The following is a 25,795-nucleotide window of genomic DNA, read 5'->3' as shown; positions in this document are numbered from 1 at the left end:
CCAGCGGCTCGCGGGGCTAGGGGTTCGCCTCTTCGCGGCGCCGGGACCATGTACAACGACCGGCGGCCCGCCAACATTCCGGGCCCGACCACCCCACCACACGCGGGGGCGGCTTCCTCGATCGCGAGTCATCTGCAACGACCGGCAGCCCACCAACATTCCGACCCGGGCCGGCCAGCAAGCCCGCCTCGCGGGGCGCCTACCTCGGCCGTGCACCCATGTCCAACGGCCCCGGGCCGCCCGAGATTCCGGCCTCACGATGCCGCCCGCCACACACAAACCGGACAGGGCCCACCACAACCCACGGACAGGGCCTGATTGATCCGCTCCAGGTCACGGAAATGGCGGTAACCGGCATCCGCCGATAGCGCCACATCCCCGACACGGAGTCGATCACCACCCTCAGCCGGAGCCGGGCCGCGATCACCGCCCAGCGCGCCCACAGACGGACCGCGGGTATGGCAAACGGCCCCTCCCGGAGCGGGAAGGGCCGTTTGCCGACGAACTCAGCGGCGGGCGCCGATCGGGGCGGACGCCTCGGCGAACTCCTCGCGCGGGTCGTGCAGCTGGCCCAGCGCAACCACCTCACGCTTGAGGAAGAACGCCAGCGTCCAGTCGACCACGACCCGGACCTTGCGGTTGAACGACGGGATCCGCGACATGTGGTACGTGCGGTGCATGAACCACGCCGGCCAGCCGGTCATCTTCACGCCGTAGACCTGCGCGACGCCCTTGTGCAGGCCGAGGCTGGCCACGCTGCCCGCGTGCTTGTGCTTGTAGTTGACCGGCTCGCGCCCGCGGATCACGTTCGCGATGTTGTCGGCCATCCGGGCGGCCTGCCGGACGGCGTGCTGGGCGCTCGGTGAGCAGAAGTTGCCCGGCTCCTTGGTGAGGTCCGGCACCGCGGCGCAGTCACCCGCGCTCCACGCGCCCTCGACCACCCGGTCGCCGTCGACGATCTGCAGGGTGGGCAGGCAGGTGACCCGGCGGCGCTCGTCGCGCGGGAAGTTGGTGGCGTCCAGCATGGGCGACGGCTTGACGCCGGCCGTCCAGACGATCGTGTCGGCCGGGAAGCTGTCGCCGTCGGAGAGCTTGACGATGCCATCGACACACGACTCGAGCCGAGTGTCCAGGCGGATGTCCATGTTCCGCTTGAGCAGCTGCTGCACCGTGTAGGCGCCCATGTCCCGGTCGACCTCGGGCAGCACCCGCTGGGTGGCTTCGACCAGGACCCAGCGCATGTCCTCCGGCTTGAGCTCCGGGTAGTAGCGCAGCGCGTCCCGGGCCATGTCCTCCATCTCGGCCAGCGCCTCGATGCCGGCGTAGCCACCGCCGACGAAGACGAAGGTCAGCGCGCGGCGGCGGACCTCCGGGTCGGTCGTGACGGCCGCGACGTCGAGCCGGTCCAGCACGTGGTTACGCAGGAAGACGGCCTCGCCGATGGTCTTGAACCCGATGCCGTGCTCGTGCAGGCCGGGGATCGGCAGGGTGCGGGAGACCGAGCCGGGGGCGACCACCACGTGGTCGTACGGGATCTCCCGGGTCGGGCCGCTGATCGGCTGCACGATCGCGGTCTTCCGGTCGTGGTCGATCCGGGTCACCGCACCCGCCACCACCGTGCACCGGCGCAACTCCCGTCGCAGCGGCACCACCGCGTGCCGGGGCGAGATGTTGCCCGCCGAGGCTTCCGGGAGGAACGGCTGGTAGGTCATGTGCGGCTGCGGGTCGACGACGATGACCTCGGCCTCACGGGAGCTCAGCTTCTTGGACAGGCGCAGAGCGGCGTACAGGCCCACGTGCCCGGCACCCACGACAAGGATCCGCTTCGGATTCACGTCATCTATCTTTCCCCCGGCGGCTCGACTAATCCCGTTCGAGACCCCCCGTTGTGACGGAGCACAACCCCTGTGACCTGCACAACGTCCCGCGATGTCCCGCTATCTGCGACGCAGGAGAAAGCTGAGCAGCGCGGTGAGACCCACCGCGACCAGCAGCCCGGCCACCGTGGCCGCCTGGAAACCACGGCTCCCACCGACCCCGCCGAGCCAGGCCAGCACGATGCCGAGCACCCCGCTCGCCAGCACCACTCCGCCGGCGCGGGTCAGCCACCGCAGGACCAGGTCCGGATCGACCACCGCATCGAACGGCAGCAGTGCGGCCAGCGCGCAAAGCGTGTGCCCGAGGTAGAGCAGGGCCGCCACGGCGAGCAGCCGCCACAACTCCGGCGGCCGGTCGTATCCGAGGGTGGCGAGCAGCCAACCACCGACCGTGACCAGTGCCGCGAAGGTCGGCCAGATCCGGCGCGGCCCGACCGCCGGCAGCACCGCCACCACCGTCAGGGCCAGCACCGACCGCGGGGTGAACGCCTGCACCGGGTACGCGACCAGGAAGCCGACCAGCACGGTGACGAAGACGCCGCCGCGGACCAGCAACGGCGTGACACCGATCCGGCTGACCTTGTAGCGCAGCGCGCGGACCCGCTCGTGCAGTCCGTCGAGAAGGTCGTTCATCGCTTCCCACCTCCGTGCGCGACGGCGGGACGCCGCCTCACCGGCCACCCACCCGCGGGACGGTGGCCAGGCGGGCCACGTCGCGCAGCACCTGATCGAGGCTGCCCGCGCCGGCCCAGCGGACCACCGGCACGCCGTGCTCGCGGAGCTGGCCGATCATCGTGTCCCGGTCCAGCCGCCACAGCCGGTAGGCGATCTCGGCCCAGCCCTGGCCCTTCGGCACCGGCAGGTCGGCCGGCAGGGTGTCCACCGCCACCACGAACCGCCCGCCCCGGGCCATCCGGGCCAGCATCTGGGCCGAGCGCTCGTCGAGCAGCGGGGTGAGCACGACGAGCAACGCGTCCGAGGAGAGCAGCTGCGGGCCGAAGACCTGGTCGTACGGCTCGTGGGGCGAGTTCTCGGCCCGCACGTCGAGCAGCCACTCCAGCACGGTCAGGTATTGCCGGCGGCCGGTGGCCGGGCGGAGCCGGCGGGCGGCCGGGCCGTACTCCAGCAGCGCCACCCGGTCGCCCCGGTGCAGGTAGTGCTCGGCGATCGCGGCGGCAGCCCGGACCGTGGTGTCCATCACGGACGCCGCGCCGCGTACGCCGCCGGACCGGCCCGCCTCGGCGAGCACGTCGAGCAGCACCACCACCTCGGCGTCCCGGTCGGACAGGGTGGCCGCCACGTGCAGCTGGCGGGCCCGCAGCGACACCCGCCAGTCGATCCGGCGCAGCCGGTCCCCGGGGGCGAAGACCCGTACGCCGGCCAGCTCACCGCCCTCCCCCGGCCGCCGGGAGTGGTGCGCGCCGACCAGCCCGGCGGCCCGGGGCATCGCCTCCACTGCCTCAAACGGCTCAGTCATCGGGTAGACCCGCATCCGGACCGGGTCGGCGATGACCGCCCGGGAGACCAGCAGCCCGTCGGCGACGGCGACCCGCACCCCGGCCGGACCGATCGGGTGCCGGCCCCAGCGCAGCGCCGTCCCGGAAAGCGCCAGGTCGACCGCAGTGCCGCGGGGCACCGAGGTGACGAAGGGGCGGTCGGCGCCACCGGAACGGCTCACGTCCACCCCGGATCCGCCGAAGCCGACCTGCTCCACCCGCAGCCAGCGGGACATCCGGGTGCGGACCACCGCCATGTCGTACGAGACGGTGTCCGGGTTCGCGACGGCGACCGTGGCGGCCATCGGCGAGCCCTCGACCAGATGCGCGTCCCCGGTGCCGATCTCCAGCTCGGGCAGCGTGCCGGGCCGGCGGCGCAGCCCGTACGCGGTGCCCAGGGCGAACGGCGTGGCCAGGACGACCAGGTCGATCCGGCCGAGCAGCACGGCCGCGACGAGCAGCAGCCCGGTGAGCAGCACGGCCCGGCCGAGCGCCCAGGTGGGCGCCCAGCTCGCCGGCTCCTGGCGGTCGGCCATCAGTGCCCGGCGGGCCCGGCTGCGTAGCTGGGCAGGGCGCCGCTGGCCGGGGCGGGCGTGGCCTCCAGCACCTCACCGACGACGAAGGACGGGTCGACCCGGCGCAGCCACATCTCCGGGCGCAGCGTGATCCGGTGGGCCAGCGCGGGCACCGCCACCGCCTTGACGTCCTCCGGCACCACGTAGTCGCGGTTGGCGAGCACCGCCCGGACGCGGGACAGCAGCAGCAGCGCCAGCGAGCCGCGTGGCGAGGCGCCGACCAGCGCCGAGGGGTGCTCCCGGGTGGCCGCGGTCAGCGCCACGATGTACCGGCCGACGGAGTCCTCGACGACCACGTCCTCCAGCGCCGCCTGCATGGCCCGCAGGGTGGTGGCGTCCACCACGGGCTTGATCTCGGCCTCCTCCCGCCGGCGGGCGATCCGTCGGCGCAGCACGTCCCACTCCTCCTCGTGGTTCGGGTAGCCGAACGACACCCGGAGCAGGAACCGGTCGAGCTGCGCCTCGGGCAGCGGGTACGTCCCCTCGTACTCGATCGGGTTGGCGGTGGCGAGCACGTGGAACGGCTCGTCCAGCCGGTAGGTGACGCCCTCGACGGAGACCTGCTTCTCCTGCATCGCCTCCAGCAGTGCCGACTGGGTCTTCGGCGGGGTGCGGTTGATCTCGTCGGCGAGGAGCAGGTTGGTGAAGACCGGTCCGGCCCGGAACGAGAAGTCGCCGCTGCGCTGGTCGTAGAGGAAGGAGCCGGTGACATCGGCGGGCAGCAGGTCGGGCGTGAACTGAAGGCGGCGGAAGTCCAGCCCGAGGGCCTGCGCGAACGAACGCGCCGTCAGCGTCTTGCCCAGGCCGGGCAGGTCCTCCAGCAGCACGTGTCCGCCGGCCAGGATGCCGGCGAGGACCAGCTCCAGCGGCTCCCGCTTGCCGACCACGACCGTGCCGACCGCGTCCAGCACCTCCCGGGCCAGCCGGCCCACCTCGGCGGGGGGCATGCTCCGGTCCACGTCGTTCATCACAGCTTCTCCAGTTCGGCGACGATCGCCGCGAGGTTGCGCGGCGACGGGGTGCGGCGGGCGGGCGTGGCGAGGAAGGTCCACAGTGGCTCGCCCAGCAGGGCGCGGGCCCGGGCCGGGTCGGACTCGCGGGTGACGCCATGCTTCTGGCGCAGCCGCTCGTCGGCCAACTCACCGATCCGGGGCAGGATCACGTTGGTGAACCGCTCGGGCCGGCTGGTGGACCAGTCCAGCGGCACCTGCCAGCCGTTGATCGCGCTACGCAGTGCGTCCCGGGCCCCCCAGTTCCAGGTGCCCGGCTCCTCGCCGACCGGGGCCCGGCCACCGGCCCTCGGCGGCGGCGGGGGCGACAGGGCAGCGGTGACCCGCCGTACGGCGAGCACCGCGAGCACCCCGGCCACGATGATCCAGAGTGACGCCTGGAGACCGATCGCGCGCAGGCCGGCCACGACCACCACCACGATCGCCGCGGTGACCACGAGGGTACGCAGCAGCCCACGCAGCCACCCGCCCCGCGCGTCCCGCGCCTCCCCGGCCGGTTCCTCGTCGAACGACAGCAGGTCATCGATACTGGTGCTCATGCCGTCGCCTCCCTCCGGTCGGCAACGGCCTGAGGCACCACCGCACCGAGCTGACCGATTCGCTCACTCCGCTCGCTCATGCCGTCGCCTCCCCGGAATCGGCGACGGCTGCGGTGGTCAACTCGGCGCGCAGCCGGCGCAGCGCGGCCCGGGCCTGGTCGCGCATCTGCTCGTCGACCGCGTGGGTGGCGTACCGGGCCTCCCGGTAGACGTGCGCGAAGCCGTCCAGCACACCGGCGCTGGCGATCGCCGGGACGCCGGCCGCCGGGTCACCGCGCAGCAGCCGGGTGACCAGATCGGTGGCCGTGTCCCCGGCCAGCCGGGGCACCCCGGCCTCCTCGGCCGCCTCCTCCAGTCGGACCCAGCAGGCGATCACCGCCGTCCGGGGATCGGTGGACCGGTCGTCCAACTCCACCAGACCGGCGTCCAGGGCGGCCACCACCTCCCGGGCGGTGCCGTCGGCGGTCCGCCGGGCCCGCTGCGTCGGGATGGCCCGGGTGGTCCGCCGCAGCGCCCCGCTGATCAGCGTCCAGACGACGTACCCGGCGACGGCCAGCGCAGCCGTGCCGAGCACGACGAGGAAGGCAGTGATGATCCACTGGGGAATCTCGACCGAGGTGGCCTCGCCCGCGTCCCGCGGCTCGACCGGGATCGAGGGTACGGGCTCGGCGGTCGGATAGTCCGGCACGTAGGGGATGTTGTCCACGGCGGGCGGGATCCGGCTGGCGCCGATCGCGGAGTGCCCGGCGGCGAGCGCGGCGACGGCGAGCAGCAGGGTCACCGCGACGACCGGCCACCACCTGCGCAGCACGCCGAGGTCCATCCCACCGCCCTACGCAATCCTCAGTCGTCCACCCCGGCCAACCGCTTCGCCCGGGCGAACACGTCGTCCAACATCGCTGGTGTCAGCCGCCCGGTGAAGGTGTTCTGCTGGCTGACGTGGTAGCAGCCGAGCAGCGCCGGTACGGACGTGCCGGACCAGTGTGCCCCATGACCGAACGCCGGGCGCGGAGTGGGCGGGCGCTGCCCGTACACGTCGCGCAGGACCGGCCACCATGCGGCCCAGGCGAACGCGCCCAGCGCGACCACGACACGCAGCGTGGGCCGGAGCAGCGCCACCTCCCGGTGCAGCCACGGCGCACAGGTGTCGCGTTCGGTCGGGGTGGGTTTGTTGTCCGGCGGCGCGCAGCGGACCGCGGCGAAGATCCGGGTGTCGCGCAGGGCCAGGCCGTCGTCGGCGGCGACGCTGGTCGGCTGGTTGGCCAGCCCGGCCCGGTACAGCGCGGCGAACAGCACGTCGCCGGAGCGGTCGCCGGTGAAGATCCGGCCGGTGCGGTTGCCGCCGTGCGCGGCCGGTGCCAGGCCGAGGATGGCGATCCGCGCGTCGGGCGCGCCGAAGCCGGGCACCGGGCGGCCCCAGTACTCCTGGTCGCGGAAGGCCGCCCGTTTCGTCCGGGCCACCTCCTTCCGCCAGGCGACCAGCCGGGGGCACGCGAAGCAGTTGCTGACCTCGGCGTCGAGGTCGGTCAGATCGGTCGCCCGCGCGGCGCGGGCGACCACCTCGGCGGGGGTACGCGGTTCAGCCAAGCCTGGCCCGGAAAAGCTCAAGGGTGCGGGCCCAGGCGGTGGCGGCGGCGCGCTGGTCGAAGTGCTCCGGCCGGTCCTCGTTGAAGAACGCGTGCGAGGTGCCCGGGTAGTCGTAGGTCTGGCAGGCCCCGCCGGCCGCCTCGATGGCCCGGCGTACGCTCTGCACCCCGTCGGCGGCGGAGAGGCCGTCCGCCTCCGAGCAGTGGATGAGCGCGGCCTTGCCCGCGTAGTCGGCCCAGTCGGTGCGCATGCCGTCCCAGGGCAGGCGCGGGTAGAAGCCGGCGGTGGCGACGATCCGGTCGGAGAAGGTCCCCGACCAGAGGGCCAGGCTGGCGCCGGCGCAGAACCCGGCGCAGCCGATCCCGCCGGCCACCTCCGAGCGGCCGGAGAGATAGTCCGCCGCGGCGGCGATGTCGGTGGCCGCCTCGTCCATCTGCGCGCTGTTCAGCATCAGCCGCGGCTCACTCGGCTTGCTGGCCGGGCCGCCGTGGCGGAAGTCCGGCGCGAGGGCGACGAAGCCGGCCTCGGCGAAGCGGTCCACCACCGCCCGCACGTGGGGCACCAGACCCCACCAGTCCTGGATGACGATGACCGCCGGGCTGGCCGCACCGTCGGAGGGTATCGCGAGATACCCCTCGCTCGTCCCCCCGTTGCCGGTGAAGCTCACCATCTCGCCCATTGGCCCGTCCTCCTAGCGGTCAGTCATCGTTGGCTGGTCGCCCAGTGGGTGTTACGTGCCGGTAGCGTGCCACGCTCCCGGCAGCCCGGGGAAGACGCCGGCAGAGTGGCATTCACCTCCCGTTCGCCTGGCGGACCAGACAGAGCAGGTAGCCGTCGCCGTCGTCGCCGACGCGGTACAGGACGTACCCGTCGTCGCCCGGCCGGAAGTACGGCTCGCACGCCGCCGCCGAGCGGGTACGGGCCGCCGCCGGGTCCTGCACCCGGCCGACCACCGCGTACGCCGCGGCGGCCGAGTCGCAGCGGACCACCCGCGCATCGTCGGCCGCCTTCGCCTCGACGCCGGCGACGGTGGGCAGGTCGGCCACGCAGTCACCGATCCTCGCCTCGGCGGTGCCGTCACCGCTCCCGAAGACGTCGCGCAGGTCGCCACTCGGGCCCACCTTGATCAGAAAACCCACCAGCAGGGCGGTGGCGACGCCGAGGAGCAGCACGACCACGCCCAGCACGGCGCCGAGACGGGACGGGGCGGCCGGATCGCCGGCTGGTTCCGACGGCGGGGTCCCGTCGGTTGCGGGCTCGGCGGAGGAGAGGGTGGCCTGCTCTGACACGGGGGTCCTTTCACGGGAGTCGACGAGCAGACGACACCGTAGCGACCGGGACCGGACGGCACTGCCCCTCCCCTGCCAATCGGTCCATCATGGACACGAAGCGGGGCGCCCGTCGGTCGACGAGCGCCCCGCGGCGAGGAGTCAGCGGGTCGGGACCGGCCCCGGGTCGGCCGGCTCCGGCGCCCCGGACGGCGGGGCGGCGGTCGGCGTGTCCGTCGGCGTGGTGGACGCCGTGGGGCTGCCGGTCGGCTCGGGCGACACCGTCGGGGCCGGAGTCGCAGGCGACGCCGTCGGGGCCGGGGCGGCCGGCCGGGGCGCGAAGGGGGCCCGGTCCGGGCAGTACGGATAGACGTTGCGCGGCGGGTACTGGCCGCTGTCGACGCAGGTGGGGTAGCCGAGCCGGATCGGCACGCCGTTCTGGTCGAAGAGCCGGGCGTTCCGCACCAGGCGCCCCTCCTCGTCGTAGACGAAGACGTCCTCAATCGAGTCGTACGGGTTGCCGACCGAAACCCCCGCGTAGGGCCCGAAGTCGTCCGAGCGGGCGTGCTGGTCCACGTTGAGCAGCGCGGCGAAAGCGAAGAGCAGCAGGGCGGCCGTACCGAGCCGCAGCAGCCGCCGCGGCCAGCCCCGGAAGCCGACGGAGTGGCGGCCCAGCCAGATCGAGGCGAGCACCGTGCCGGCGAGCAGGAACAGGCCGGCCAGCACGCTGCCGCTGAGCCGGGGCAGCAACCCGGACGGCTCGCCGAGCGCGGCGGAGATCAGCAGCGCAGCCAGCCACCCGCGGACCAGCCACCACGCCGGGCGCAGCGGGCGGAGGAACTCACTCGCCGTGGCGTACCCGAGGAGGGGGCCGAGTCGGGTGTCGAGGCCGCGCAGCCCGGCGGAGATCCGGGCGCGGGCGGCGGCGAACCGGCGGTCCGCGGACGCCTGCCCGCCGTCCCCGTCCGCGCCGGCGGCAGCTCGCAGCTCGGCCGCGTACGCCTCCGGCGCGCCCAGCCGGTCGACCAGCGTGCCGTCGGCCTCCGCGGCGACCTCGGTGAGGTGTTCCGCCAGGTCCTCGGTCAACTCGTCGCGGACGGCGGGCGGCAGGTCGGCCAGGGCGGCCCGCACCCGCTCGACGTAGTCCGCGATCTCCTGCCCAGTGACGGTCATGCCGCCATCCCCCGATCGTCGAGCAGTGCGTCCATGGTGGTGGCGAAGGAGCGCCAGGTCTTGCCGGAGCGGGTGAGCTGATCCCGGCCGGCGGCGTTGAGGGCGTAGTACTTGCGGTGCGGGCCGGACTCGCTCGGCACCACGTACGCGGTCAGCAGGCCGGCGGCGAAGAGCCGGCGCAGGGTGCCGTAGACGGAGGCGTCGCCGACCTCCTCCAGGCCGGCCTCGCGCAGCCGGCGGAGGATGTCGTAACCGTAGCCGTCCTCGTCCTTGAGCACGGCGAGAACGGCCAGGTCGAGCACGCCCTTGAGGAGCTGCGTCGTATCCACGCGTTGCACGGTACTGTGGATTGCACAGTACCGTCAAGAAAACAGTAGTTCTCTCTCCGCGTCATGGGTTGGAGCCATGTCGTAAAGCAGTCATGCCTCCTTCCAGGGGTAACCGCCGCCGCGCCCGAACAGGCGCTGTTCGGCTTCGACGCCCGCCTCGCCACCGAACATGCCTGACCAGGCACACATGGAACAACAGGCCCAACCTAGGTATAGCGATTGCTATACTCGTTGCATGGGGGCGGGCGAGTGGGACGTGTACCTCGTCAACGAGGTGCGGCAATGGATCGAGACCCTCGAAGGCAACACCTATCGCCGGGTTGTGCATGCGATCGATCTTCTGGCGGAACACGGACCCGGGCTCGGGCGGCCACTCATCGACACCATTCACGGTTCATCGATGGCGAACTTGAAGGAACTGCGGCCTGGCAGCGTACGTATTCTCTTTGCGTTCGACCCCTGGCGATCGAGCATCCTGCTGGTTGCCGGGGACAAGTCAGGGCAGTGGAACGTGTGGTACCGCGACGCCATCCCGCTCGCCGAACACCGCTATGAGCTCTACCTCAAGGAACGAGCACGACAGGAGGGGGAAGCATGAGCGACTACTCGCGGTGGCAGGACATCCGCGCCGAGCACGTCACGCGTGCCGGTGGAGAGGAGGCCGTCGAGGCAGGCAAGCAGGAGCTCCTTGCCGAGGTCATCGGGCACCGACTGGCGGAAGTGCGACGTGCGCGCGGGCTGACGCAGCAGCAGGTCGCGGACCGGATGGGTGTCACCAAGGGCCGAGTCTCGCAGATCGAGCAAGGCCAGATCTCCGGCCAGGAGGTCGTCGCCCGGTTCGCCGCCGCTCTGGGGGGCAAGCTCCACCAGGCCATCTACTTCGACGACGGGGACATCGCCGCCATCGCTTGATCTGCCCCGTTCAACGGTCGACACGTTGATGACCGCGCCATACGGGCCGCCGACCAAGAAGCGGCGGAGCGCAAGCCGTCAGTAATCGGATAGACGATCTCGGCGCAAGCGGCGACACACTGGGCGTGGACGTCGAATGTTCGGCTTGATGGGCCCGACGGGTCATCAGATAAAGCCAGGCCGCGCTGCGTCACTCAGGGAATCCGCGATGTGACGGCCTGCCCGCCAAAACCGGATACGTGCTGTGCTGGCACTTAAGTTCTCCTTACGTGCCTGCTGATTCACGAGGATGGTCGGTACCTTGCCCCGATGCGACACATCGGAACCGTGATCGCCGCAGCCATCGTGGGCCCGTCGGCCTGGATCCTCTTCGCCCTTGGGCAGGACCGGTCGGCGCAGGCGTTCGCAGACGCACAGAACGGCGGCGCACTGGACGGCGGTGATCTCGTCCGGCCCGCGCTCGTGCTGGCGGCGGCTGGGATCCTGCTCGGGCTCGTCGCCACACTCCGGATCTCCCCGCTGGGCGCGACGCTGACCGGATTGTTCTACTCGGCCAGTTACCTGGGCCTGCTGGTCAGCCCGGCCTCGCTGATGAAACTCCTCGACCACGAACCGACTCTGGCCGGCTACCAGGTCGATCTGGCAGCCCCCGTCCGGACCGGGACCACCCTGCTTGTGGGCTCGCTGTTGCTCGTCGCGGTCGTGAGCGTCCGCCGCTGGCAACGGTGGCCGCAACCCGAAGCCGACGGACCTGGCGCGCTGCAGCCGGACGAGATCCTCTCGCCCGCGACGCAGAAGGACCGCCCACTGGGCGTGGACGGTCTCGGCCTGGGCACGCCGAGCAGGACCCCCGAGCCGGAACTGGTACGGGCCGGCAGTTCGAGCGGGGCCGGTCGTTCGGACGGGACCGGCGCTTCGGACTGGGCTGGCTCGCTGTCGGGCGGTGCCGGGGACCGGCCCGGACGATCGTCGGACTGGCCGCGCCAGCCGTCGAGGTGAACCGGCAGATCTTGTGATGCCGCATTTTGGGGACACCGATACCGCGCGCATCGCCACCCGGCAGAAGTGGGTCAGCTTGTCCTGACCCACTTCTGCCGGCCCACGTCGCCTTGTCCCGGCGCGGGCCGCCGGTCCGGCAGGGACTCAGCTGACGCGGCGGCAGGGGTCCCCGTAGTCGGGGTCGACGTGCAGCATCGCCTTCCGGGTGTTCGGCCCGTAGACCCCGTCCGCCGAGGTGCGGGCGACCTTCTGCACCTCGATCAGCGCCTTCTGCGTGTTGCCGCCGAAGTTGCCGTCGACCGTCAGCGGGTAGACGCCGACCGCCCTGAGCGTGCCCGGGTAGCAGTCGTTCATCGTGTCCTGCAGCCGGGCCACCCCGTCACTGACGTTCCCGCGCACCATGTTGCAGTCGACCGAGTTGGTCGATGCGGCGGGCACCAGGGCTCCCTGATAGGTAACAGACTTCACGCAGGTCGGCGTCGCGGCGGACGCCGGGCCGGAGCCCACCAACTGGACCGAACCGCTGGTCACCACCAGCAGAACCGCCGCAACCGCTCGCCGAACAACACGCTTCGACATCCACACTCCTCCCCGTAATGATGCATCGATGAGCATCTCCGCGAGACAGTAGCAGGGGCTCTCCTGCTCCATCGACCGCCATGACATTCTTCCGATTCAATGCATCGGGGTGGAAACCGGTTCATCGAACCCGGTTGGTCCAACCTGCTACTGCAGGCTCCAGGCGATGCCGTCGAGGATGTCGTGCTCGGAGGCGACGACGGACGACATGCCGGCGCGCTCCATGATGACCCGGAGCACCAGGGCGCCCGCGCCGATCACGTCGGCGCGGCCGGGGTGCATCACCGGGATGGCCAGCCGCTGCGCGCTGCTCTTCGCCAGCAGGTCGGCGGTGACCTCGGCGACCTGGTCGTACGACACCCGGGCGTGGTGGATGCGCTCCGGCTCGTACGCCTGGAGCCCCTGGGCGATGGCGACGACGGTGGTGACCGACCCGGCGAGCCCGACCAGCGTGGCGGCCTCGCGCCCCGGCACCACCGCCAGCGCGCGGTCCACCGCCACGGCGATGTCGGCCTGCGCGGCCGCGATCTCGTCGAGGCTCGGCGGGTCGCCGTGCAGGTGGCGCTCGGTCATCCGGACGCAGCCGATGTCCATCGAGACGGCCGCCTCCACCCGGCCCTCGCGGGTGCCGACCACGAACTCGGTCGATCCGCCGCCGATGTCGACGACCAGGTACGGCGGCCGGGCGTCGGCGGGCAGCCCGCGCACCGCGCCGGTGAAGGAGAGCCGGGCCTCCTCGTCGCCGGTGACCACCTCGGGCGGCACGCCGAGGGTCTGCTCGACCATCGCCCGGAAGTCGGCGGCGTTGCTGGCGTCCCGGGTCGCCGAGGTGGCGCACATCCGGACCCGCTCCGCGCCGAACTTCTCGATCTCGGCCGCGTAGTCGGCGAGCGCCACCCGGGTCCGCTCGATCGCCTCCGGCGCGAGCCGGCCGGTCCGGTCGACGCCCTGGCCCAGCCGGACGATCTCCATCCGGCGGCACAGGTCCACCAGCGGCGCCTGCGGGCCGGCCTCCCGGTCGGGCAGGTCGGCGACCAGCAGTCGGATCGAGTTGGTCCCGCAGTCGATGGCGGCCACGCGCGTCGTCACGGCAGCAACCCTACGGCAGCCGGTGCCCCGACCGGTCACGCCGTCGTCACAGGCGCAGCAGCATGCGGGTGTTGCCGAGGGTGTTCGGCTTGACCCGTTCCAGGTCGAGGAACTCGGCCACGCCCTCGTCGTAGGAGCGGAGCAGTTGCTCGTAGACGGGCTGCGGCACCGGCGCTCCGTCGATCTCCTGGAAGCCGAACGAACCGAAGAACCGGGTCTCGAAGGTCAGCACGAAGATCCGGGCCACCCCCAGCTCCCGGGCGGCGTCGATCAGCTCGCCGACGATCCGGTGCCCGATCTTGCGGCCCCGGCAGGTCGGGTCGACCGCCACCGTCCGGATCTCGGCCAGGTCCTCCCACATCACGTGCAGGGCGCCGCAGCCGACCACCGTGCCGTCCGGGGTGGCCGCCACCCGGAACTCCTGCACGTCCTCGTAGAGGGTGACGGTGGCCTTGCTGAGCAGCCGCCGGTCGTCGGTGTAGGTGTCGACGAGTCGCCGGATGCCGCGTATGTCTGCGGTGCGGGCCCGGCGGACCACGATCTCGTCGGCGGCCGTCATCTCACTCCGCCGCCGGGACGTCCACGCACGGACCAGCCGCCCACCACTGCTCCACCAGGGCGAGGGTCTCGTCGCCGAACGGGTTGACCCCCGGCCCGGCCGCGAGCGCGTGCCCGAGGTGGACATGCAGGCACTTCACCCGGCCGGGCATGCCGCCGGCCGAGATGCCGGCGATCTCCGGCACCTGGCCGATCGCCTCCCGGCGGGCCAGGTAGTCCTCGTGCGCGGCCCGGTAGCGGGCGGCCAACTCCGGGTCGGCGGCCAGCCGCTCGGCCATCTCCTTCATCAGCCCGGCCGACTCCAGCCGGCTGCACGCCGCCGTCGCCCGGGGGCAGGTCAGGTAGAACAGCGTCGGGAACGGGGTGCCGTCGGCCAGCCGTGGCGTCGTCTCGACCACGTCGGGCAGGCCGCACGGGCAGCGGTGGGCCACCGCCCGGGTGCCGCGGGGCGGGCGTCCGAGCTGCGCGGCCACCGCGGCCAGGTCGGCCTCGGTGGCCGGTTGCCGCTCGGCCGGGGGTACGGAATCCGCCGCCGGTTCCTGCGGTGGTACGACGCTCACGGTGTCGCCTTTCGGGGTGGTGCCTAGTTGTCCGGGCGCTCGGCGTTGGCCGCCTGCACGCTGGACCACAGGGTGTCGTACCAGGCGTCGGGCTGCTTCGGCGGCCCCGGCTTCGCGCCCTTGCCGGCGTCCCGGGCGGCCCCCTCCGGGTCGGAGAGCACCACCAGCAGGGTCTCCCCCGGCCGGCCCATGAAGAAGCGCTCCCGGGCCTGCGTCTCGATGTACGCCGGGTCCTTCCACTTGGCCGCCTCAGCGGTGAGGTCCTCGATCCGCTTCCGCTGGTCGACCTGGGACGCCTCCATCCGCTCGATGTCGGCCTGCTGGTCAAGGTAGACCCGGACCGGATAGGTGTACGCCAGGGCGAGCGCGATCAGCACCGCGAAGAGCACGGTGGCGCGCCCGGTGAAGCGCCGGGGTTGGGGTGCGGTGAGCCGCTTGACGGTGCCCCCGGCGGCCGTACGCCGGGCCGCCGCGGGACGGCTCGCGGAGCGTACGCCATCAGTGCCGCGGACGCCTCCGGACGACCGACCGGCGGCCCGCGGCTCGGCGCGGACGCCGCCCTCGCGGGCCGACGACCGGGTCCGGGCACCGCCCGGCCGGCCGATCTGACCCGGCCGACGGGCGGGACGTTGGCCACCCGGTGTGCGGCGCTGCTGCATCGTCACACCCCTCCCCCGGAGCTCTCCGCTCAGGCCGAACGGTAGCGCGGGAACGCGCCGACGCCGGCGTACCGCGCCGCGTCGGCCAGCTCCTCCTCGATCCGCAGGAGCTGGTTGTACTTGGCGACCCGGTCGGACCGGGCCGGGGCGCCGGTCTTGATCTGGCCGCAGCCGGTGGCGACCGCCAGGTCGGCGATGGTGGTGTCCTCGGTCTCGCCCGAGCGGTGGCTCATCATGCAGGCGAAGCCGGCCCGGTGGGCCAGGTTCACCGCGTCCAGGGTCTCGGTGAGCGAGCCGATCTGGTTGACCTTCACCAGCACCGCGTTGGCGGCCTTCTCGGTGATGCCCCGGGCGATCCGCTGCGGGTTGGTGACGAAGAGGTCGTCGCCGACGATCTGGATCCGGTCGCCGAGCGCCGCGGTCAGGGTGGCCCAGCCGCTCCAGTCGTCCTCGGACAGCGGGTCCTCGATGGACACGATCGGGTAGTCGCCGGCGAGCTTGGTGTAGTAGTTGCTCATCTCCTCGGCGGTCTTGCTGGCCCCCTCGAACGTGTAGGTGCCGTTGTCGAAGAACTCGGTGGCGGCCACGTCGAGGGCGAAGACGATGTCGGTGCCGAGCCGGTAGCCGGCCTTCTCCACCGCCTCGGCGATCAGGTCCAGCGCGGCGGCGTTGGTCGGCAGGTTCGGGGCGAAGCCGCCCTCGTCGCCGAGGCCGGTCGACAGGTCCTTCTTCTTCAGCACCGACTTCAGCGCGTGGTAGACCTCGGCGCCGGAGCGCAACGCGTCGCGGAAGGTGGGCGCGCCGATCGGCGCGATCATGAACTCCTGGATGTCCACGTTCGAGTCGGCGTGCGCGCCGCCGTTGAGGATGTTCATCATCGGCACCGGCAGCAGGTGCGCGTTCGGCCCGCCCAGGTAGCGGAAGAGGCTCAGCTCGGCGCTGCCCGCGGCGGCCTTGGCCACGGCCAGGGAGACGCCGAGGATCGCGTTCGCGCCCAGCTCGGCCTTGTTGTCGGTGCCGTCGAGGTCGAGCATCTTCTGGTCGATCAGCCGCTGCTCGCTGGCCTCGTACCCGATCAGCTCGTCGACGATCTTGTCCTCGATGTTGGTGACCGCCTTCTCGACACCCTTGCCCAGGTAGCGGTCCTTGTCACCGTCGCGCAGCTCGATCGCCTCGAAGGCGCCGGTGGAGGCGCCGGACGGCACCGCGGCGCGGGCGATCGTGCCGTCGTCGAGCCCGACCTCGACCTCGACCGTCGGGTTGCCCCGCGAGTCCAGGATCTCCCGGGCGACGATTCCCTCGATGGTTGCCACTGAGTCGCTCCTCGTATGTGTGTTCCGGTCCGGTATGGGCCGCGACGGTGCGGCTGAGGCAGGTGTTGAACGCAGCGTATCGGGCCCCCGAGGTACGCACGCCGCGGCCCGGCGGGCCGCAACGCTCAGTGACGGCCCCCGCGGTCCCGCCACGACGGACATTCCCGAAATCCCGGGCGTCAACCGGCAACGGGTTTGCGAGAGGTTGCCCCGATCGACAAGGCTGGGCGCCATGCCCGCCGCCTCGACGACTCTTCGCGCGCTCGCCGCCTCGATCATCGCGTCGCTCACGGTCACCGGCTGTCAGACCTTCGACGACGCCGGGGTCGCGCTCGGGCGGGCCGACCTGGTCAACGACCTGGCCGCCCGGATGGACCGGGCCCTGGAGCAGACCTGGGCGGCCGACTACCAACTCCCGGGCGGCCGCACCGCCTCGATCGCCCAGACCGTGAAGCCGCTCCGCTCGGCGTACACCTGGCCGGACGGCAAGATCACGGTGACTCAGGAGGCGGTGACCCGCTGCGCGACCGCCGGCAGGCGTACCTCCTGCGAGGTGTCGCCCCCGGTGCTGACCGCCGGCAAGCCGTCGGTGATCGTCTACACCGAGGCCCGCCAGCACGGCCAGGTCACCCCGCCAGCAGTGATCCGGCTGCTCACCGACGCGGCCCTGGACACCCAGGCGACCATCGAGCAGAGCGACACCACCCTGGCCGGCCGCCACGCCACCTGCGTCGACGTCACCCGCGCCGGCCAGCGCTTCACCGCCTGCGTCACCACCGAGGGGGTGCTCGCCAGCTTCACCGGCGCCCTCGACGGCAAGCCGGCGGAGATCACGCTGAGCCGTTACACCGACACCGTCGAGGCGGCCAGCTTCGACGTGCCGGCCGGCGCGGGCGTGGTGGACCGCCGCCGCCCCGAGACCTCGTGACCGGGCGGCCCGAAGAAGCCGCTGCCGCGACCGGATCCCGGGTCGGAACCGAGGTGCCGGCCGGGACCGGCGCCCCTGCGGCTTCCGGCGACGCGGCACCCGCCGCCGACGCGCTGACCCCCTGGGCCGGGGCGGGCGGGGGTGGATTCGTCCCGGGCGCCGACCGCGCCCGACCCCCGATGCCCGGCGACCTGGCGTTGCCGGTGGCCGGATGCCGGCTGCTGGCCGGGCCGGACGGGTTCCTCCGAATCGGTGACCTGCCCACCGGCCTCGACTGGGTGCCGGTGGGGACGCTGGACGGCGTGCCGGCCTGGGCGGCCGAGGTGGCCGACGCCGAGGCACTGCCCGGCCGCTGGCGCGGCTGGCGGGGCATTGCCGCCGAACTGCCGGAACCGCTGGCCACCCTGGCCGGGCGGGCCCTCGCCGTGATCACCTGGCGGCGTACGCACCGGTGGTGCGGGGCGTGCCGGACGGAACTGGCCGACGTGCCGGGCGAGACCGCCCGCCGCTGCCCCGGCTGCGACCTGACGGTGTTCGTGCCGCTCTCCGTCGCGGTGCTCGTGGCGATCACCCGTCCCGGGCGGGCCGGCGGCCCCGACGAGCTGCTGCTGGTGCGGCACGCGTACGGGCCGACGGAGCTGTGGGCGCTGGTGGCCGGCTTCGTGGAGGCGGGCGAGTCGCTGGAGGCGGCCGTGCACCGGGAGGTCGGCGAGGAGGTCGGGCTCAGCATCGGGCGACCGTCCTACGTCGACAGCCAGCCCTGGGCGATGTCCGGGCCGGGCACCCTGCTCGCCGGCTTCACGGCCCCGGTGACCGACCCGGACGCCGAGCCGATGGTCGACGCGAAGGAGCTGACCGAGGCCCGCTGGTTCCCGGTGGACGCGCTGCCGGCGGAGCTGCCGCCGGCGTACTCCCTCTCGCGCTGGCTGATCGACGCGGCCGCCGCTCGCCCTCGGCCCTGAACCCGCGCGCCCGGCCGGTCAGATCCCCAGCAGGGTACGCAGGTGCCGCGGTGGCGGGCAGTCGTGCGCGAGCATCGCGTCGTGCCACTCGCGGACCGACACCCCCTCCGGGCGGGAGCGGGCGATGTCGGCCAGCTCGCTGTAGCCGACGAAGTAGGTCGAGAGCTGGGTGGAGGTGAGCAGCGCCCGCCGCCACTTGCCGGCCGCCTCGCCCTCCTCCTGGAAGCCGCGCCCGGTCATCAGCGCCATCGCCTCCGCCTCGGGCAGGTCGTCGCAGTGCACGAGCTGGTCGAGCAGCGCGTTGATGGTCATCCGGAGCTGCATCTTGAGCTGCTGGAGGCGGACCGGCAGCCCACCGAACCCCAGGCCGGTCATCAGCTCCTCGGTGTAGACCGCCCAGCCCTCGACGAACACCCCCGACTCGGTGAGCGGCCGGACGCGGGTCGGACCGGCGTAGCGGCGGGCGTGGGCGAGCTGGAGGAAGTGCCCGGGCATCGCCTCGTGCACGGTCAGATTGCGGATCATGTGGTCGTTGTATTCGCGGTAGAACGACTCGACCCGCTGCGCCGACCAGTCCGCCGGGGTGGGCGCGATGCAGTAGAACGTCGGCACGTTCGCCGTCTCCAGCGGGCCCGGCGAGTCGCAGTAGGCCACCGCCACGCCCCGGGCGAACTCCGGCATCTCCTGGATCACACACGGGTCGTTGACCAGGGTGACCAGGTCGTGCGCGCGGACGAAGTCGGTCGCCTCGTCCAGCGTGACCGAGGCCAGGTCCACGATGGTGGCGTCGTCGGGGTGCTCGGCGGCGAGCAGGTCCAGGGCCCGGCGTACCGTCTCGTCGTCGGCCGGGCCACCGACCAGCTCGACGGCCGCCTCGCGGATCTCCGCGGTGACCCGGTCCAGGTTGTCCCAGGCGCGGCGCTGCACCTCGGCGGCGCTCAGCTCGGTGTCGAGGGTGTGCCAGAGCCGGGCCTCCCAGCGCCGTCGGCCCAGCCGCGGGTCCCGATCCGGGCCCGCGTCGGCGGCGAGGCCCATCCGCAGCCAGGCCACGAACTCCTCCAGCGCGGCGATCGCCGCGGTGGCCGCCGGCTCCACCCGGCCGTACATCGCCGGGGCCTCGGCCAGCAACCCCGGCAGCTCGTCGCGGATCAGCGCCGCCGTGCCGGTGAACTGACCGACCGCCGTCTCGGCGTGGATCCGCGGCATGTCGCGCAGCGTCGCGCGCGCGGTGGCCAGGGCGTCGGGTACGGCCGCGAGCCGCCCGGCCAACGAGGTCAGCCGCTCCTCGGCGGAGGCGAACGGGCGGGCCAGCAGGGCGTGCAGCAGCGGACCCGGGTTGTGCCGCAGCGGGTCCCACTCGTACCCGCGGATCTCTGTCGCCTCGAACAGCTCCCGGTCGACCAGGCTGCTGAGCAGCGCGTGGTCGACCCGCTCCTCGACGTCCAGCGAGTCCGGGTCCAGCTCGGAGAGCGCGTCGGCCGCGTCGCGGAGCATCGCCTGGTCGGCGGCTCGGGCGTCGGCGGAGAGGTCGGGCAGCCGGTCGTCGTAGCGGTGGTCACCGGCCGACGTGGCCAGCCCCGGCCGGCTCTCCAGCAACGCCTCGACGATCCGCTCCGCCAGCGGCACAAACGCTTCCATACCGACGACCCTACCGATGTCCGCCGACGTTCTCGTTGATCAAGAGGTTTGCGTCTGTCGGAGCGCTCGCTCCGGCGCAAACCTCTTGATCAACTCGACTCGGGCTGGGCGGACTCGGCGGCGCGGACGGCGTCGGCGTACGCCAGGGTGGTGCGGCGGAGAGCGGCCTCGGGGTCGATGGCCGCCTGTCTCGCGGCGGCGACCGTGGCCAGGAGGCTGGCGCCGAGGCGCGCCTCGGGGTCCACCTGGGACTCGGCGAGCGGCGGAGGCACGGCGAGACCGATCCGGCCGGCCCGGTCCAGGATCTTCGCGGCCAGGGCGAGCGCCGGCTGGCTCAGCGCGATGCCGTCCAGCACCGACGCGCGCGCCTTCTCGGCCCGCTTGATCCGTTCCCAGGCCGCCTCGATCTCCTCGATCGAGCCGGCCTGCTCGCCGGAGAAGACGTGCGGGTTGCGCCGGACCATCTTGTCGACCAGGCCGCCGGCCACGTCGTCGACCGTCCAGCGCTTCCCCTCCGGCAGTTCCTCGGCGAGCCGGGCGTGCAGCAGCACCTGGAGCAGCACGTCGCCCAACTCCTCGCGGAGCGCGTCGGTGTCGTCGGCGCTGATCGCGTCGTACGCCTCGTAGCACTCCTCGAGCAGGAAGCCGGCGAGGCTGCGGTGGGTCTGCGCCCGCTTCCACGGGTCACCGCCCGGGGAGGCGAGCCGGTCCATCACCTCGACCGCGTCGAGCAGCCGGGCGCCCGGCGGATCCCAGGACCCGTACATCAGCTCCAGCTCGGCCAGGCCCGGCTCCCGGGCCAGCCGCAGCCCCAGCTCCCGGGCCAGCGCCTCGTCGCCGGTCGGCCCGGCAAGCCAGACCGCGGTGCCGTGCTCCGCCACCGCCTCGAGCAGAGCCTGGGTGGCGCCCTCGGTCACGACCGTGACCTCGGCGCCCGCCGCCCCGACCGCCCTGGTCAGCTCGCTCTCCACGCCGGCCAGCACCGGCGCGGAGCGTACGACGTCCCAGGCGGACGCGGTCAGCAGACCGGCCGGCAGCCGGGGCGAGGTGACCAGCAGGACGATCCGGGCGGGCATGCTCAGGGTGCGACCGTGCCGGTCGACTCGGTGACCGCCGGCTCGGGCTTGGAGACGTCGGTCACCGAGTCGGAACCGGGCTCGCCCAGCGGCACGCTCACCGCGGCCTGCCCGGCGGCGAAGCTGAGCAGCGGGATCTCCAGCGGGCGGTACCGGGGGCTGACACTGACCTCGTACCCGGTGATCGCGTCGGCCAGCACCTTCTTGCTGCCCAGCGCCCCGCGCAGCTGGTCGCCGTCGAGCTGGGCGGCGGCCTGCTGGACCGTCACCTCGGCCGGGATCACCCCGGCCGCCTTGCCGGCGGCGACCACCTCGGCGAGGTCCTGCTCGGTCGGCGCGACCGGTTCGGGGACGGGCAGGCTGTTCATGCAGTTGGTCAGGTCGGCCACGCGCTCGGCGTACGCGGTGTCGGCGGGGACGCCGAGCTGCGGGGCGATCTGGCTCGCGGTGACCGGCTGCTGCGGCGGCTGGTAGCCCTTGTCGTCGGCGAGCCGCTGGCACACGTCGAGCAGCACCAGGTTGCTGACCACCTGGGTGCGGGACGGCATCCGCACCTCGGCCGGCGCGGCCTGCTCCGGGCCGGCGCTCGGCTCCGCGCTCGGCGTGGGCGCCTCGGCCCGCAACTCGTCGAGCAGGCGGGTCACCGCATCCTCGGTAATGCGGTGGTCACCGACGTAGGCGGCGACTCCCGGCTCGGAACGGCAACCGGCGAGGGCGACGAGACCCACCGCCACACTGGCGGCGGCGACAAGACGGCGAGCACGCATGACGGCCACTCTCTCATGCCCGCCACGCAGCTGTGACGCCGCCCACCCCGCCGGGGCTCACCGCGCCGCCGCTCCGACCGGCTGTCCCCCGCCCGCCGCGCTCACCGGGCCGCCGCTGCGGCCGGCTGCGCCGCGACCGGCTCGCCCAGCACGTCCCTGAGAAGCTGAGCGCACCACTCCAGCAGCGCCTGGTCGCGCAGCGGCTCGCCGCCGACCCGGCGGGTGCTCGGCCGGGGCACGCTGACCTGGTCGAGCGCCTGCTTGTAGACCGAATCCGGGTGGTAGCGCTTGAGCCGCAGCTGCTTCGAGTCGGGCAGCGGCAGTGGGCTGAACCGGATGTGCTTGCCCTGCATCGAGACGTCGGCCAGGCCGTACTGCCGGGCCAGCAGCCGGAACCGGGCCACCGCGACCAGGTTCTGCACCGGCGCGGGCGGCTCGCCGTAGCGGTCGGTCATCTCGGCAACCACCTCGCGCAGCCGCTCCTCGTCGCGGGCCTCGGCGAGCTTGCGGTACATCTCCAGGCGCAGCCGCTCCACCCCGACGTAGTCGTGCGGCAGGTGCGCGTCGACCGGCAGGTCCACCTTGACCTCGGTCTCCTCCTCCGCGTGCTCGCCCTTGAAGGCGGAGACCGCCTCGCCGACCATCCGGACGTACAGGTCGAAGCCGACGCCCTCGATGTGGCCGGACTGCTCGCCGCCGAGCAGGTTGCCGGCGCCCCGGATCTCCAGGTCCTTCATCGCCACGTACATGCCGGCGCCCAGCTCGGTGTGCTGGGCGATGGTGGCCAGCCGCTCGTGCGCGTTCTCGGTCAGCGGCCGGTCCGCGGGGTAGAGGAAGTACGCGTACGCCCGTTCCCGACCGCGGCCGACCCGGCCCCGGATCTGGTGCAGCTGGGCCAGGCCGAGCAGGTCGGCACGCTCCACGATCAGCGTGTTGGCGTTCGGGATGTCGATGCCGGACTCCACGATCGTGGTGCAGACCAGGACGTCGAACTCCTTCTCCCAGAAGCCGACCATCACCTTCTCGAGCGCTTCCTCGCTCATCTGCCCGTGCGCCACCGCGACCCGGGCCTCGGGCACCAGCTCGCGGATCCGGCGGGCCGCCCGCTCGATCGACTCGACCCGGTTGTGCAGGTAGAACACCTGACCGTCGCGGAGCAGCTCGCGGTGCACAGCGGCGGCCACCTGCCGCTCGTCGTACGCCCCGACGGCGGTGAGCACCGGGTGCCGCTCCTCCGGTGGGGTGGCGATGGTGGACATCTCCCGGATGCCGGTGATCGCCATCTCCAGCGTGCGCGGGATCGGGGTGGCCGACATGGCCAGCACGTCGACCGAGGCGCGCAGGGTCTTCAGGTGCTCCTTGTGCTCGACGCCGAAGCGCTGCTCCTCGTCGATGATGACCAGGCCGAGCTGCTTGAACCGGGTGGCCGCCTGGAGCAGCCGGTGGGTGCCGATGACGATGTCGGCGGTGCCGTCGGCAACCATCGCCAGGGTCTGCTCGGCCTCCTTCGGCGTCTGGAACCGGGACAGCTGCCGGATGGTGATCGGGAACTGGCTCATCCGCTCGGCGAACGTGTTGTAGTGCTGCTGCACGAGCAGGGTGGTGGGCACCAGCACGGCCACCTGCTTGCCGTCCTGCACCGCCTTGAACGCCGCGCGGACCGCGATCTCGGTCTTGCCGTACCCGACGTCGCCGCAGATCAGGCGGTCCATCGGGACCGTCTGCTCCATGTCCCGCTTGACCTCCTCGATCGCCGCGAGCTGGTCCGGCGTCTCCTGCCAGGGGAAGGCGTCCTCCAGTTCCCGCTGCCACGGGGTGTCGGTGCCGAACGCGTGCCCCTTGGACGCCTTGCGGGCGGCGTAGAGCTGGATGAGCTGGGCGGCGATCTCGCGGACCGCCTTGCGGGCGCGCGCCTTCGACTTCTGCCAGTCCGAGCCGCCCATCTTGTGCAGGGTGGGCTGCTCGCCGCCGACGTACCGGGAGAGCTGGTCGAGCTGGTCGGTGGGGACGAAGAGCCGGTCGCCCGGCTGGCCCCGCTTGCTCGGGGCGTACTCGATGACCAGGTATTCCCGGGAGGCGCCGTTGACCGTGCGCTGCACCAGCTCCACGTACCGGCCGATGCCGTGCTGCTCGTGCACCACGTGGTCGCCGGCCTTGAGCTCCAGCGGGTCGATCGTGTTGCGCCGTCGGCTGGGCAGTTTGCGCATGTCCCGGGTGGAGGCGCCCCGGCCGCCGGTCACGTCGTTGCCGGTGAGCAGCACGAACCGGGACGCCTCGTCGACGAAGCCGGCGGTCAGGCAGCCGCAGGAGACCAGCACCTCACCGGGAGCGGGCGCGGCGGGCACCTCCTCGGTGAGCCGGGCGCCGAGCCCGGCGTCGCGGAGCACCTCGACGGCCCGCTGGGCGGGGCCGTGCCCCTCGAAGACCAGCGCGATCGACCAGCCTTCGCCGGCCCAGCGCTTGAGGTCGTCGACCACCCGGGCGGTCTCGCCGTGGTAGAGCGGCGCCGGCTGGGCGGCCAGGATCACCGCGATCGCGTCGTCGGGAGTCACGTCGACCTCGGTGGGCTCGTCCTCCCAGGGCTGCCGGGCTGGCGCGGCCTCCGCCTCCACCAGCCCGAACGGCGCGAGGGTCCACCAGGGCTGGCGCAGGGCGCGGGCGGCCGTGCGTACGTCGGCCAGGGTCCGGAAGGCGGCGGCGCCGAGGTCGACCGGGGCCTGCCCCCCGACGGCGGCCGCGGCCCAGCTCGCCTGGAGGAACTCATCGGAGGTACGCACCAGGTCGTGCGCCCGGGTGCGGATCCGCTCCGGGTCGCAGAGCAGCACGTGGGTGCCGGCCGGCATGCAGTCCAGCAGCAGCTCCATCGAGCCGGCGCCGATCAGCGCCGGGGCGAGCGACTCCATCCCCTCGACCGGGATGCCCTCGGCCAGCTTGTCGAGGATCTCGGCCAGCTCGGGGTGCTCCTCGGCCAGCGCGGCGGCCCGCTGGCGCACCGCCGGGGTGAGCAGCAGCTCCCGGCACGGCGGCGCCCAGAGCTGCGGGACCTGCTCGATGGTCCGCTGGTCGGCGACCGCGAAGGTGCGAATCTCCTCGACCTCGTCGCCCCAGAACTCGACCCGGGACGGGTGCTCGCCGGTGGGCGGGAAGACGTCCAGAATGCCGCCCCGGACGGCGAACTCGCCCCGCTTGGTCACCAGGTCGACCCGGGCGTACGCCATGTCGGTGAGCCGGCGGGCGACCTCCTCCAGGTCCGCCTCGTCACCGGCGGTCAGCTGCACCGGCTCCAGGTCGCCGAGCCCCTTGAGCTGCGGCTGCAGCAGCGACCGGACGGGCGCCACCACCACCCGCAGCGGGCCCGTCCGCCCGTGCGCGTCGGCCGACTCGGGGTGCGCCAGCCGGCGCAGCACGGCCAACCGCCGCCCGACAGTGTCGGAGCGGGGCGAGAGCCGCTCGTGTGGCAGCGTCTCCCAGGACGGGAAGATCGCCACCTGCTCCGGCGGCAGCAGGCTGCCCAGCGCGGACGCCAGGTCCTCGGCCTCCCGCGTGGTGGCGGTGACGGCGAGCACCGGCCGCCCGGCGCCGCCCACCGGCTCGTCCGCGGCGACGGCCGCCACCGCGAACGGACGCAGCGCGGCCGGGGCGGTGAGGTCGAGGCCGTCGACCTGCGCGGCACCGGAGCGCGCCAGGTCACGCGCCCGGGCCAGCCCCGGGTCGGCCAGGGCGGCGGAGAAGAGTCCGGTGAGCATCTGTGATCACTTCCAGGAGGTCGACGCACGACGACGACCCCGCGTCCAGCCGGACGGGGGGTGCACCGTTCGAGACTATCCCCCTCCCCGGACATTCCGGGCCCCAGCCGTCCCCGCACCCCGCCCGCGCCCGCGCCCGCGTCCCAAGGTCCCAC

General features: G+C 73.0%; 26 protein-coding genes. 5 read left to right on the top strand and 21 right to left on the bottom strand.

Annotated elements, in window-relative coordinates:
* Positions 1-506: 506 nt before the first annotated feature.
* From ACGF4F_RS09175 to ACGF4F_RS09125, 11 genes are all read right to left on the bottom strand, one after another.
* Positions 507-1,835: an NAD(P)/FAD-dependent oxidoreductase gene (locus ACGF4F_RS09175; RefSeq protein ID WP_357437870.1), complete on the bottom strand. Its 1,329-nt coding sequence runs from the start codon at positions 1,833-1,835 to the stop codon at positions 507-509.
* 102 nt (positions 1,836-1,937) lie between these two features.
* Positions 1,938-2,510, bottom strand: coding sequence for a hypothetical protein (locus ACGF4F_RS09170; protein ID WP_393076069.1), 573 nt, complete (start codon positions 2,508-2,510; stop codon positions 1,938-1,940).
* Between the two features lie 37 nt (positions 2,511-2,547).
* Positions 2,548-3,909 (bottom strand): DUF58 domain-containing protein, encoded by a 1,362-nt coding sequence (locus tag ACGF4F_RS09165; RefSeq protein WP_393076067.1) that lies wholly within the window; start codon positions 3,907-3,909, stop codon positions 2,548-2,550.
* Positions 3,909-4,916 carry an AAA family ATPase gene (locus ACGF4F_RS09160; RefSeq protein WP_393076064.1) on the bottom strand — a complete coding sequence of 336 codons (1,008 nt, stop codon included), beginning with the start codon at positions 4,914-4,916 and terminating at the stop codon, positions 3,909-3,911. The genes ACGF4F_RS09165 and ACGF4F_RS09160 overlap by 1 nt, the downstream gene beginning before the upstream one ends.
* Positions 4,916-5,497: a hypothetical protein gene (locus tag ACGF4F_RS09155; RefSeq protein ID WP_393076061.1), complete on the bottom strand. Its 582-nt coding sequence runs from the start codon at positions 5,495-5,497 to the stop codon at positions 4,916-4,918. Before ACGF4F_RS09155 ends, ACGF4F_RS09160 begins: the two co-directional genes overlap by 1 nt.
* 76 nt (positions 5,498-5,573) lie before the next feature.
* The gene (locus ACGF4F_RS09150) at positions 5,574-6,320 is read right to left on the bottom strand and encodes a DUF4129 domain-containing protein (RefSeq protein ID WP_393076059.1); all 747 of its coding nucleotides are present in this window, start codon (positions 6,318-6,320) and stop codon (positions 5,574-5,576) included.
* A 20-nt stretch (positions 6,321-6,340) separates the two neighbouring features.
* Positions 6,341-7,084 carry a uracil-DNA glycosylase gene (locus ACGF4F_RS09145; protein ID WP_393076056.1) on the bottom strand — a complete coding sequence of 248 codons (744 nt, stop codon included), beginning with the start codon at positions 7,082-7,084 and terminating at the stop codon, positions 6,341-6,343.
* Positions 7,077-7,763, bottom strand: coding sequence for a dienelactone hydrolase family protein (locus ACGF4F_RS09140; protein WP_357437852.1), 687 nt, complete (start codon positions 7,761-7,763; stop codon positions 7,077-7,079). The genes ACGF4F_RS09145 and ACGF4F_RS09140 overlap by 8 nt, the downstream gene beginning before the upstream one ends.
* Before the next feature lie 112 nt (positions 7,764-7,875).
* Positions 7,876-8,373 carry a hypothetical protein gene (locus ACGF4F_RS09135; RefSeq protein WP_393076053.1) on the bottom strand — a complete coding sequence of 166 codons (498 nt, stop codon included), beginning with the start codon at positions 8,371-8,373 and terminating at the stop codon, positions 7,876-7,878.
* 141 nt (positions 8,374-8,514) lie between these two features.
* Positions 8,515-9,525: an HAAS signaling domain-containing protein gene (locus ACGF4F_RS09130; RefSeq protein WP_357437846.1), complete on the bottom strand. Its 1,011-nt coding sequence runs from the start codon at positions 9,523-9,525 to the stop codon at positions 8,515-8,517.
* Positions 9,522-9,854 carry a PadR family transcriptional regulator gene (locus tag ACGF4F_RS09125; protein WP_073836854.1) on the bottom strand — a complete coding sequence of 111 codons (333 nt, stop codon included), beginning with the start codon at positions 9,852-9,854 and terminating at the stop codon, positions 9,522-9,524. The genes ACGF4F_RS09130 and ACGF4F_RS09125 overlap by 4 nt, the downstream gene beginning before the upstream one ends.
* A gap of 235 nt (positions 9,855-10,089) precedes the next feature.
* Here ACGF4F_RS09125 and ACGF4F_RS09120 point away from each other — a divergent pair, with 235 nt between their 5' ends.
* The 3 genes from ACGF4F_RS09120 to ACGF4F_RS09110 all read left to right on the top strand — a co-directional run bounded on the left by ACGF4F_RS09120 (position 10,090) and on the right by ACGF4F_RS09110 (position 11,765).
* A complete protein-coding gene (locus ACGF4F_RS09120) occupies positions 10,090-10,452 on the top strand; it encodes a type II toxin-antitoxin system RelE/ParE family toxin (protein WP_393076049.1) in 363 nt (120 codons plus the stop codon).
* Entirely contained in the window at positions 10,449-10,766 is a 318-nt protein-coding gene (locus ACGF4F_RS09115) for a helix-turn-helix transcriptional regulator (protein WP_357437842.1), read from the top strand. The genes ACGF4F_RS09120 and ACGF4F_RS09115 overlap by 4 nt, the downstream gene beginning before the upstream one ends.
* A 327-nt stretch (positions 10,767-11,093) precedes the next feature.
* The gene (locus ACGF4F_RS09110) at positions 11,094-11,765 is read left to right on the top strand and encodes a hypothetical protein (RefSeq protein WP_393076046.1); all 672 of its coding nucleotides are present in this window, start codon (positions 11,094-11,096) and stop codon (positions 11,763-11,765) included.
* A gap of 144 nt (positions 11,766-11,909) precedes the next feature.
* On the opposite strand, the gene ACGF4F_RS09105 is transcribed toward ACGF4F_RS09110, so the two are convergent.
* The 6 genes from ACGF4F_RS09105 to eno form a co-directional block, all read right to left on the bottom strand.
* Positions 11,910-12,344 carry a peptidoglycan-binding domain-containing protein gene (locus ACGF4F_RS09105; protein WP_357437837.1) on the bottom strand — a complete coding sequence of 145 codons (435 nt, stop codon included), beginning with the start codon at positions 12,342-12,344 and terminating at the stop codon, positions 11,910-11,912.
* Positions 12,345-12,491: 147 nt separating this feature from the next.
* Positions 12,492-13,421: a Ppx/GppA phosphatase family protein gene (locus tag ACGF4F_RS09100; RefSeq protein WP_357437912.1), complete on the bottom strand. Its 930-nt coding sequence runs from the start codon at positions 13,419-13,421 to the stop codon at positions 12,492-12,494.
* A gap of 58 nt (positions 13,422-13,479) precedes the next feature.
* Positions 13,480-13,992, bottom strand: coding sequence for an amino-acid N-acetyltransferase (locus ACGF4F_RS09095; RefSeq protein ID WP_357437834.1), 513 nt, complete (start codon positions 13,990-13,992; stop codon positions 13,480-13,482).
* Position 13,993: 1 nt separating this feature from the next.
* Entirely contained in the window at positions 13,994-14,551 is a 558-nt protein-coding gene (locus tag ACGF4F_RS09090) for a DUF501 domain-containing protein (RefSeq protein ID WP_393076043.1), read from the bottom strand.
* 23 nt (positions 14,552-14,574) lie between these two features.
* Positions 14,575-15,210 (bottom strand): septum formation initiator family protein, encoded by a 636-nt coding sequence (locus ACGF4F_RS09085; protein WP_393076040.1) that lies wholly within the window; start codon positions 15,208-15,210, stop codon positions 14,575-14,577.
* A 29-nt stretch (positions 15,211-15,239) separates the two neighbouring features.
* Positions 15,240-16,523: a phosphopyruvate hydratase gene (gene eno / locus ACGF4F_RS09080; RefSeq protein WP_357437828.1), complete on the bottom strand. Its 1,284-nt coding sequence runs from the start codon at positions 16,521-16,523 to the stop codon at positions 15,240-15,242.
* Positions 16,524-16,755: 232 nt separating this feature from the next.
* Between eno and ACGF4F_RS09075 the strand changes: the two genes are divergently transcribed.
* Both ACGF4F_RS09075 and ACGF4F_RS09070 read left to right on the top strand, forming a co-directional pair.
* Positions 16,756-17,451: a hypothetical protein gene (locus tag ACGF4F_RS09075; protein ID WP_393076037.1), complete on the top strand. Its 696-nt coding sequence runs from the start codon at positions 16,756-16,758 to the stop codon at positions 17,449-17,451.
* Between the two features lie 53 nt (positions 17,452-17,504).
* Positions 17,505-18,413, top strand: coding sequence for an NAD(+) diphosphatase (locus ACGF4F_RS09070; protein ID WP_393076034.1), 909 nt, complete (start codon positions 17,505-17,507; stop codon positions 18,411-18,413).
* Positions 18,414-18,431: 18 nt separating this feature from the next.
* Here ACGF4F_RS09070 and ACGF4F_RS09065 read toward each other — a convergent pair whose 3' ends face one another.
* The 4 genes from ACGF4F_RS09065 to mfd all read right to left on the bottom strand — a co-directional run bounded on the left by ACGF4F_RS09065 (position 18,432) and on the right by mfd (position 25,640).
* Positions 18,432-20,051 (bottom strand): DUF885 domain-containing protein, encoded by a 1,620-nt coding sequence (locus tag ACGF4F_RS09065; RefSeq protein ID WP_393076031.1) that lies wholly within the window; start codon positions 20,049-20,051, stop codon positions 18,432-18,434.
* Positions 20,052-20,140: 89 nt separating this feature from the next.
* Complete coding sequence (locus ACGF4F_RS09060) at positions 20,141-21,127, bottom strand: nucleoside triphosphate pyrophosphohydrolase (protein WP_393076028.1); 987 nt, start codon at positions 21,125-21,127, stop codon at positions 20,141-20,143.
* Between the two features lie 2 nt (positions 21,128-21,129).
* On the bottom strand, positions 21,130-21,894 hold the full coding sequence (locus ACGF4F_RS09055; protein WP_357437816.1) for a hypothetical protein: 765 nt from the start codon (positions 21,892-21,894) through the stop codon (positions 21,130-21,132).
* 101 nt (positions 21,895-21,995) lie between these two features.
* Positions 21,996-25,640: a transcription-repair coupling factor gene (gene mfd, locus ACGF4F_RS09050; RefSeq protein ID WP_393076025.1), complete on the bottom strand. Its 3,645-nt coding sequence runs from the start codon at positions 25,638-25,640 to the stop codon at positions 21,996-21,998.
* Between the last annotated feature and the right edge of the window lie 155 nt (positions 25,641-25,795).

It is taken from the genome of Micromonospora sp. NPDC047740 (assembly GCF_043204735.1).
In the GTDB taxonomy this organism is placed as follows: domain Bacteria; phylum Actinomycetota; class Actinomycetes; order Mycobacteriales; family Micromonosporaceae; genus Micromonospora.
The sequence above is the reverse complement of the archived record's forward strand: the minus strand, read 5'-3'. Positions and strand labels throughout refer to the sequence as shown.

Excerpts from the sequence above, each read along its gene's own strand:
- ACGF4F_RS09170 (WP_393076069.1), bottom strand. The coding sequence starts at position 2,510 with ATGAACGACCTTCTCGACGGACTGCACGAGCGGGTCCGCGCGCTGCGC.
- ACGF4F_RS09165 (WP_393076067.1), bottom strand. The coding sequence starts at position 3,909 with ATGGCCGACCGCCAGGAGCCGGCGAGCTGGGCGCCCACCTGGGCGCTC.
- ACGF4F_RS09160 (WP_393076064.1), bottom strand. The coding sequence starts at position 4,916 with ATGAACGACGTGGACCGGAGCATGCCCCCCGCCGAGGTGGGCCGGCTG.
- ACGF4F_RS09155 (WP_393076061.1), bottom strand. The coding sequence starts at position 5,497 with ATGAGCACCAGTATCGATGACCTGCTGTCGTTCGACGAGGAACCGGCC.
- ACGF4F_RS09150 (WP_393076059.1), bottom strand. The coding sequence starts at position 6,320 with ATGGACCTCGGCGTGCTGCGCAGGTGGTGGCCGGTCGTCGCGGTGACC.
- ACGF4F_RS09140 (WP_357437852.1), bottom strand. The coding sequence starts at position 7,763 with ATGGGCGAGATGGTGAGCTTCACCGGCAACGGGGGGACGAGCGAGGGG.
- ACGF4F_RS09130 (WP_357437846.1), bottom strand. The coding sequence starts at position 9,525 with ATGACCGTCACTGGGCAGGAGATCGCGGACTACGTCGAGCGGGTGCGG.
- ACGF4F_RS09120 (WP_393076049.1), top strand. The coding sequence starts at position 10,090 with ATGGGGGCGGGCGAGTGGGACGTGTACCTCGTCAACGAGGTGCGGCAA.
- ACGF4F_RS09115 (WP_357437842.1), top strand. The coding sequence starts at position 10,449 with ATGAGCGACTACTCGCGGTGGCAGGACATCCGCGCCGAGCACGTCACG.
- ACGF4F_RS09105 (WP_357437837.1), bottom strand. The coding sequence starts at position 12,344 with ATGTCGAAGCGTGTTGTTCGGCGAGCGGTTGCGGCGGTTCTGCTGGTG.
- ACGF4F_RS09095 (WP_357437834.1), bottom strand. The coding sequence starts at position 13,992 with ATGACGGCCGCCGACGAGATCGTGGTCCGCCGGGCCCGCACCGCAGAC.
- ACGF4F_RS09085 (WP_393076040.1), bottom strand. The coding sequence starts at position 15,210 with ATGCAGCAGCGCCGCACACCGGGTGGCCAACGTCCCGCCCGTCGGCCG.
- ACGF4F_RS09075 (WP_393076037.1), top strand. The coding sequence starts at position 16,756 with ATGCCCGCCGCCTCGACGACTCTTCGCGCGCTCGCCGCCTCGATCATC.
- ACGF4F_RS09065 (WP_393076031.1), bottom strand. The coding sequence starts at position 20,051 with ATGGAAGCGTTTGTGCCGCTGGCGGAGCGGATCGTCGAGGCGTTGCTG.
- ACGF4F_RS09060 (WP_393076028.1), bottom strand. The coding sequence starts at position 21,127 with ATGCCCGCCCGGATCGTCCTGCTGGTCACCTCGCCCCGGCTGCCGGCC.
- ACGF4F_RS09055 (WP_357437816.1), bottom strand. The coding sequence starts at position 21,894 with ATGCGTGCTCGCCGTCTTGTCGCCGCCGCCAGTGTGGCGGTGGGTCTC.
- mfd (WP_393076025.1), bottom strand. The coding sequence starts at position 25,640 with ATGCTCACCGGACTCTTCTCCGCCGCCCTGGCCGACCCGGGGCTGGCC.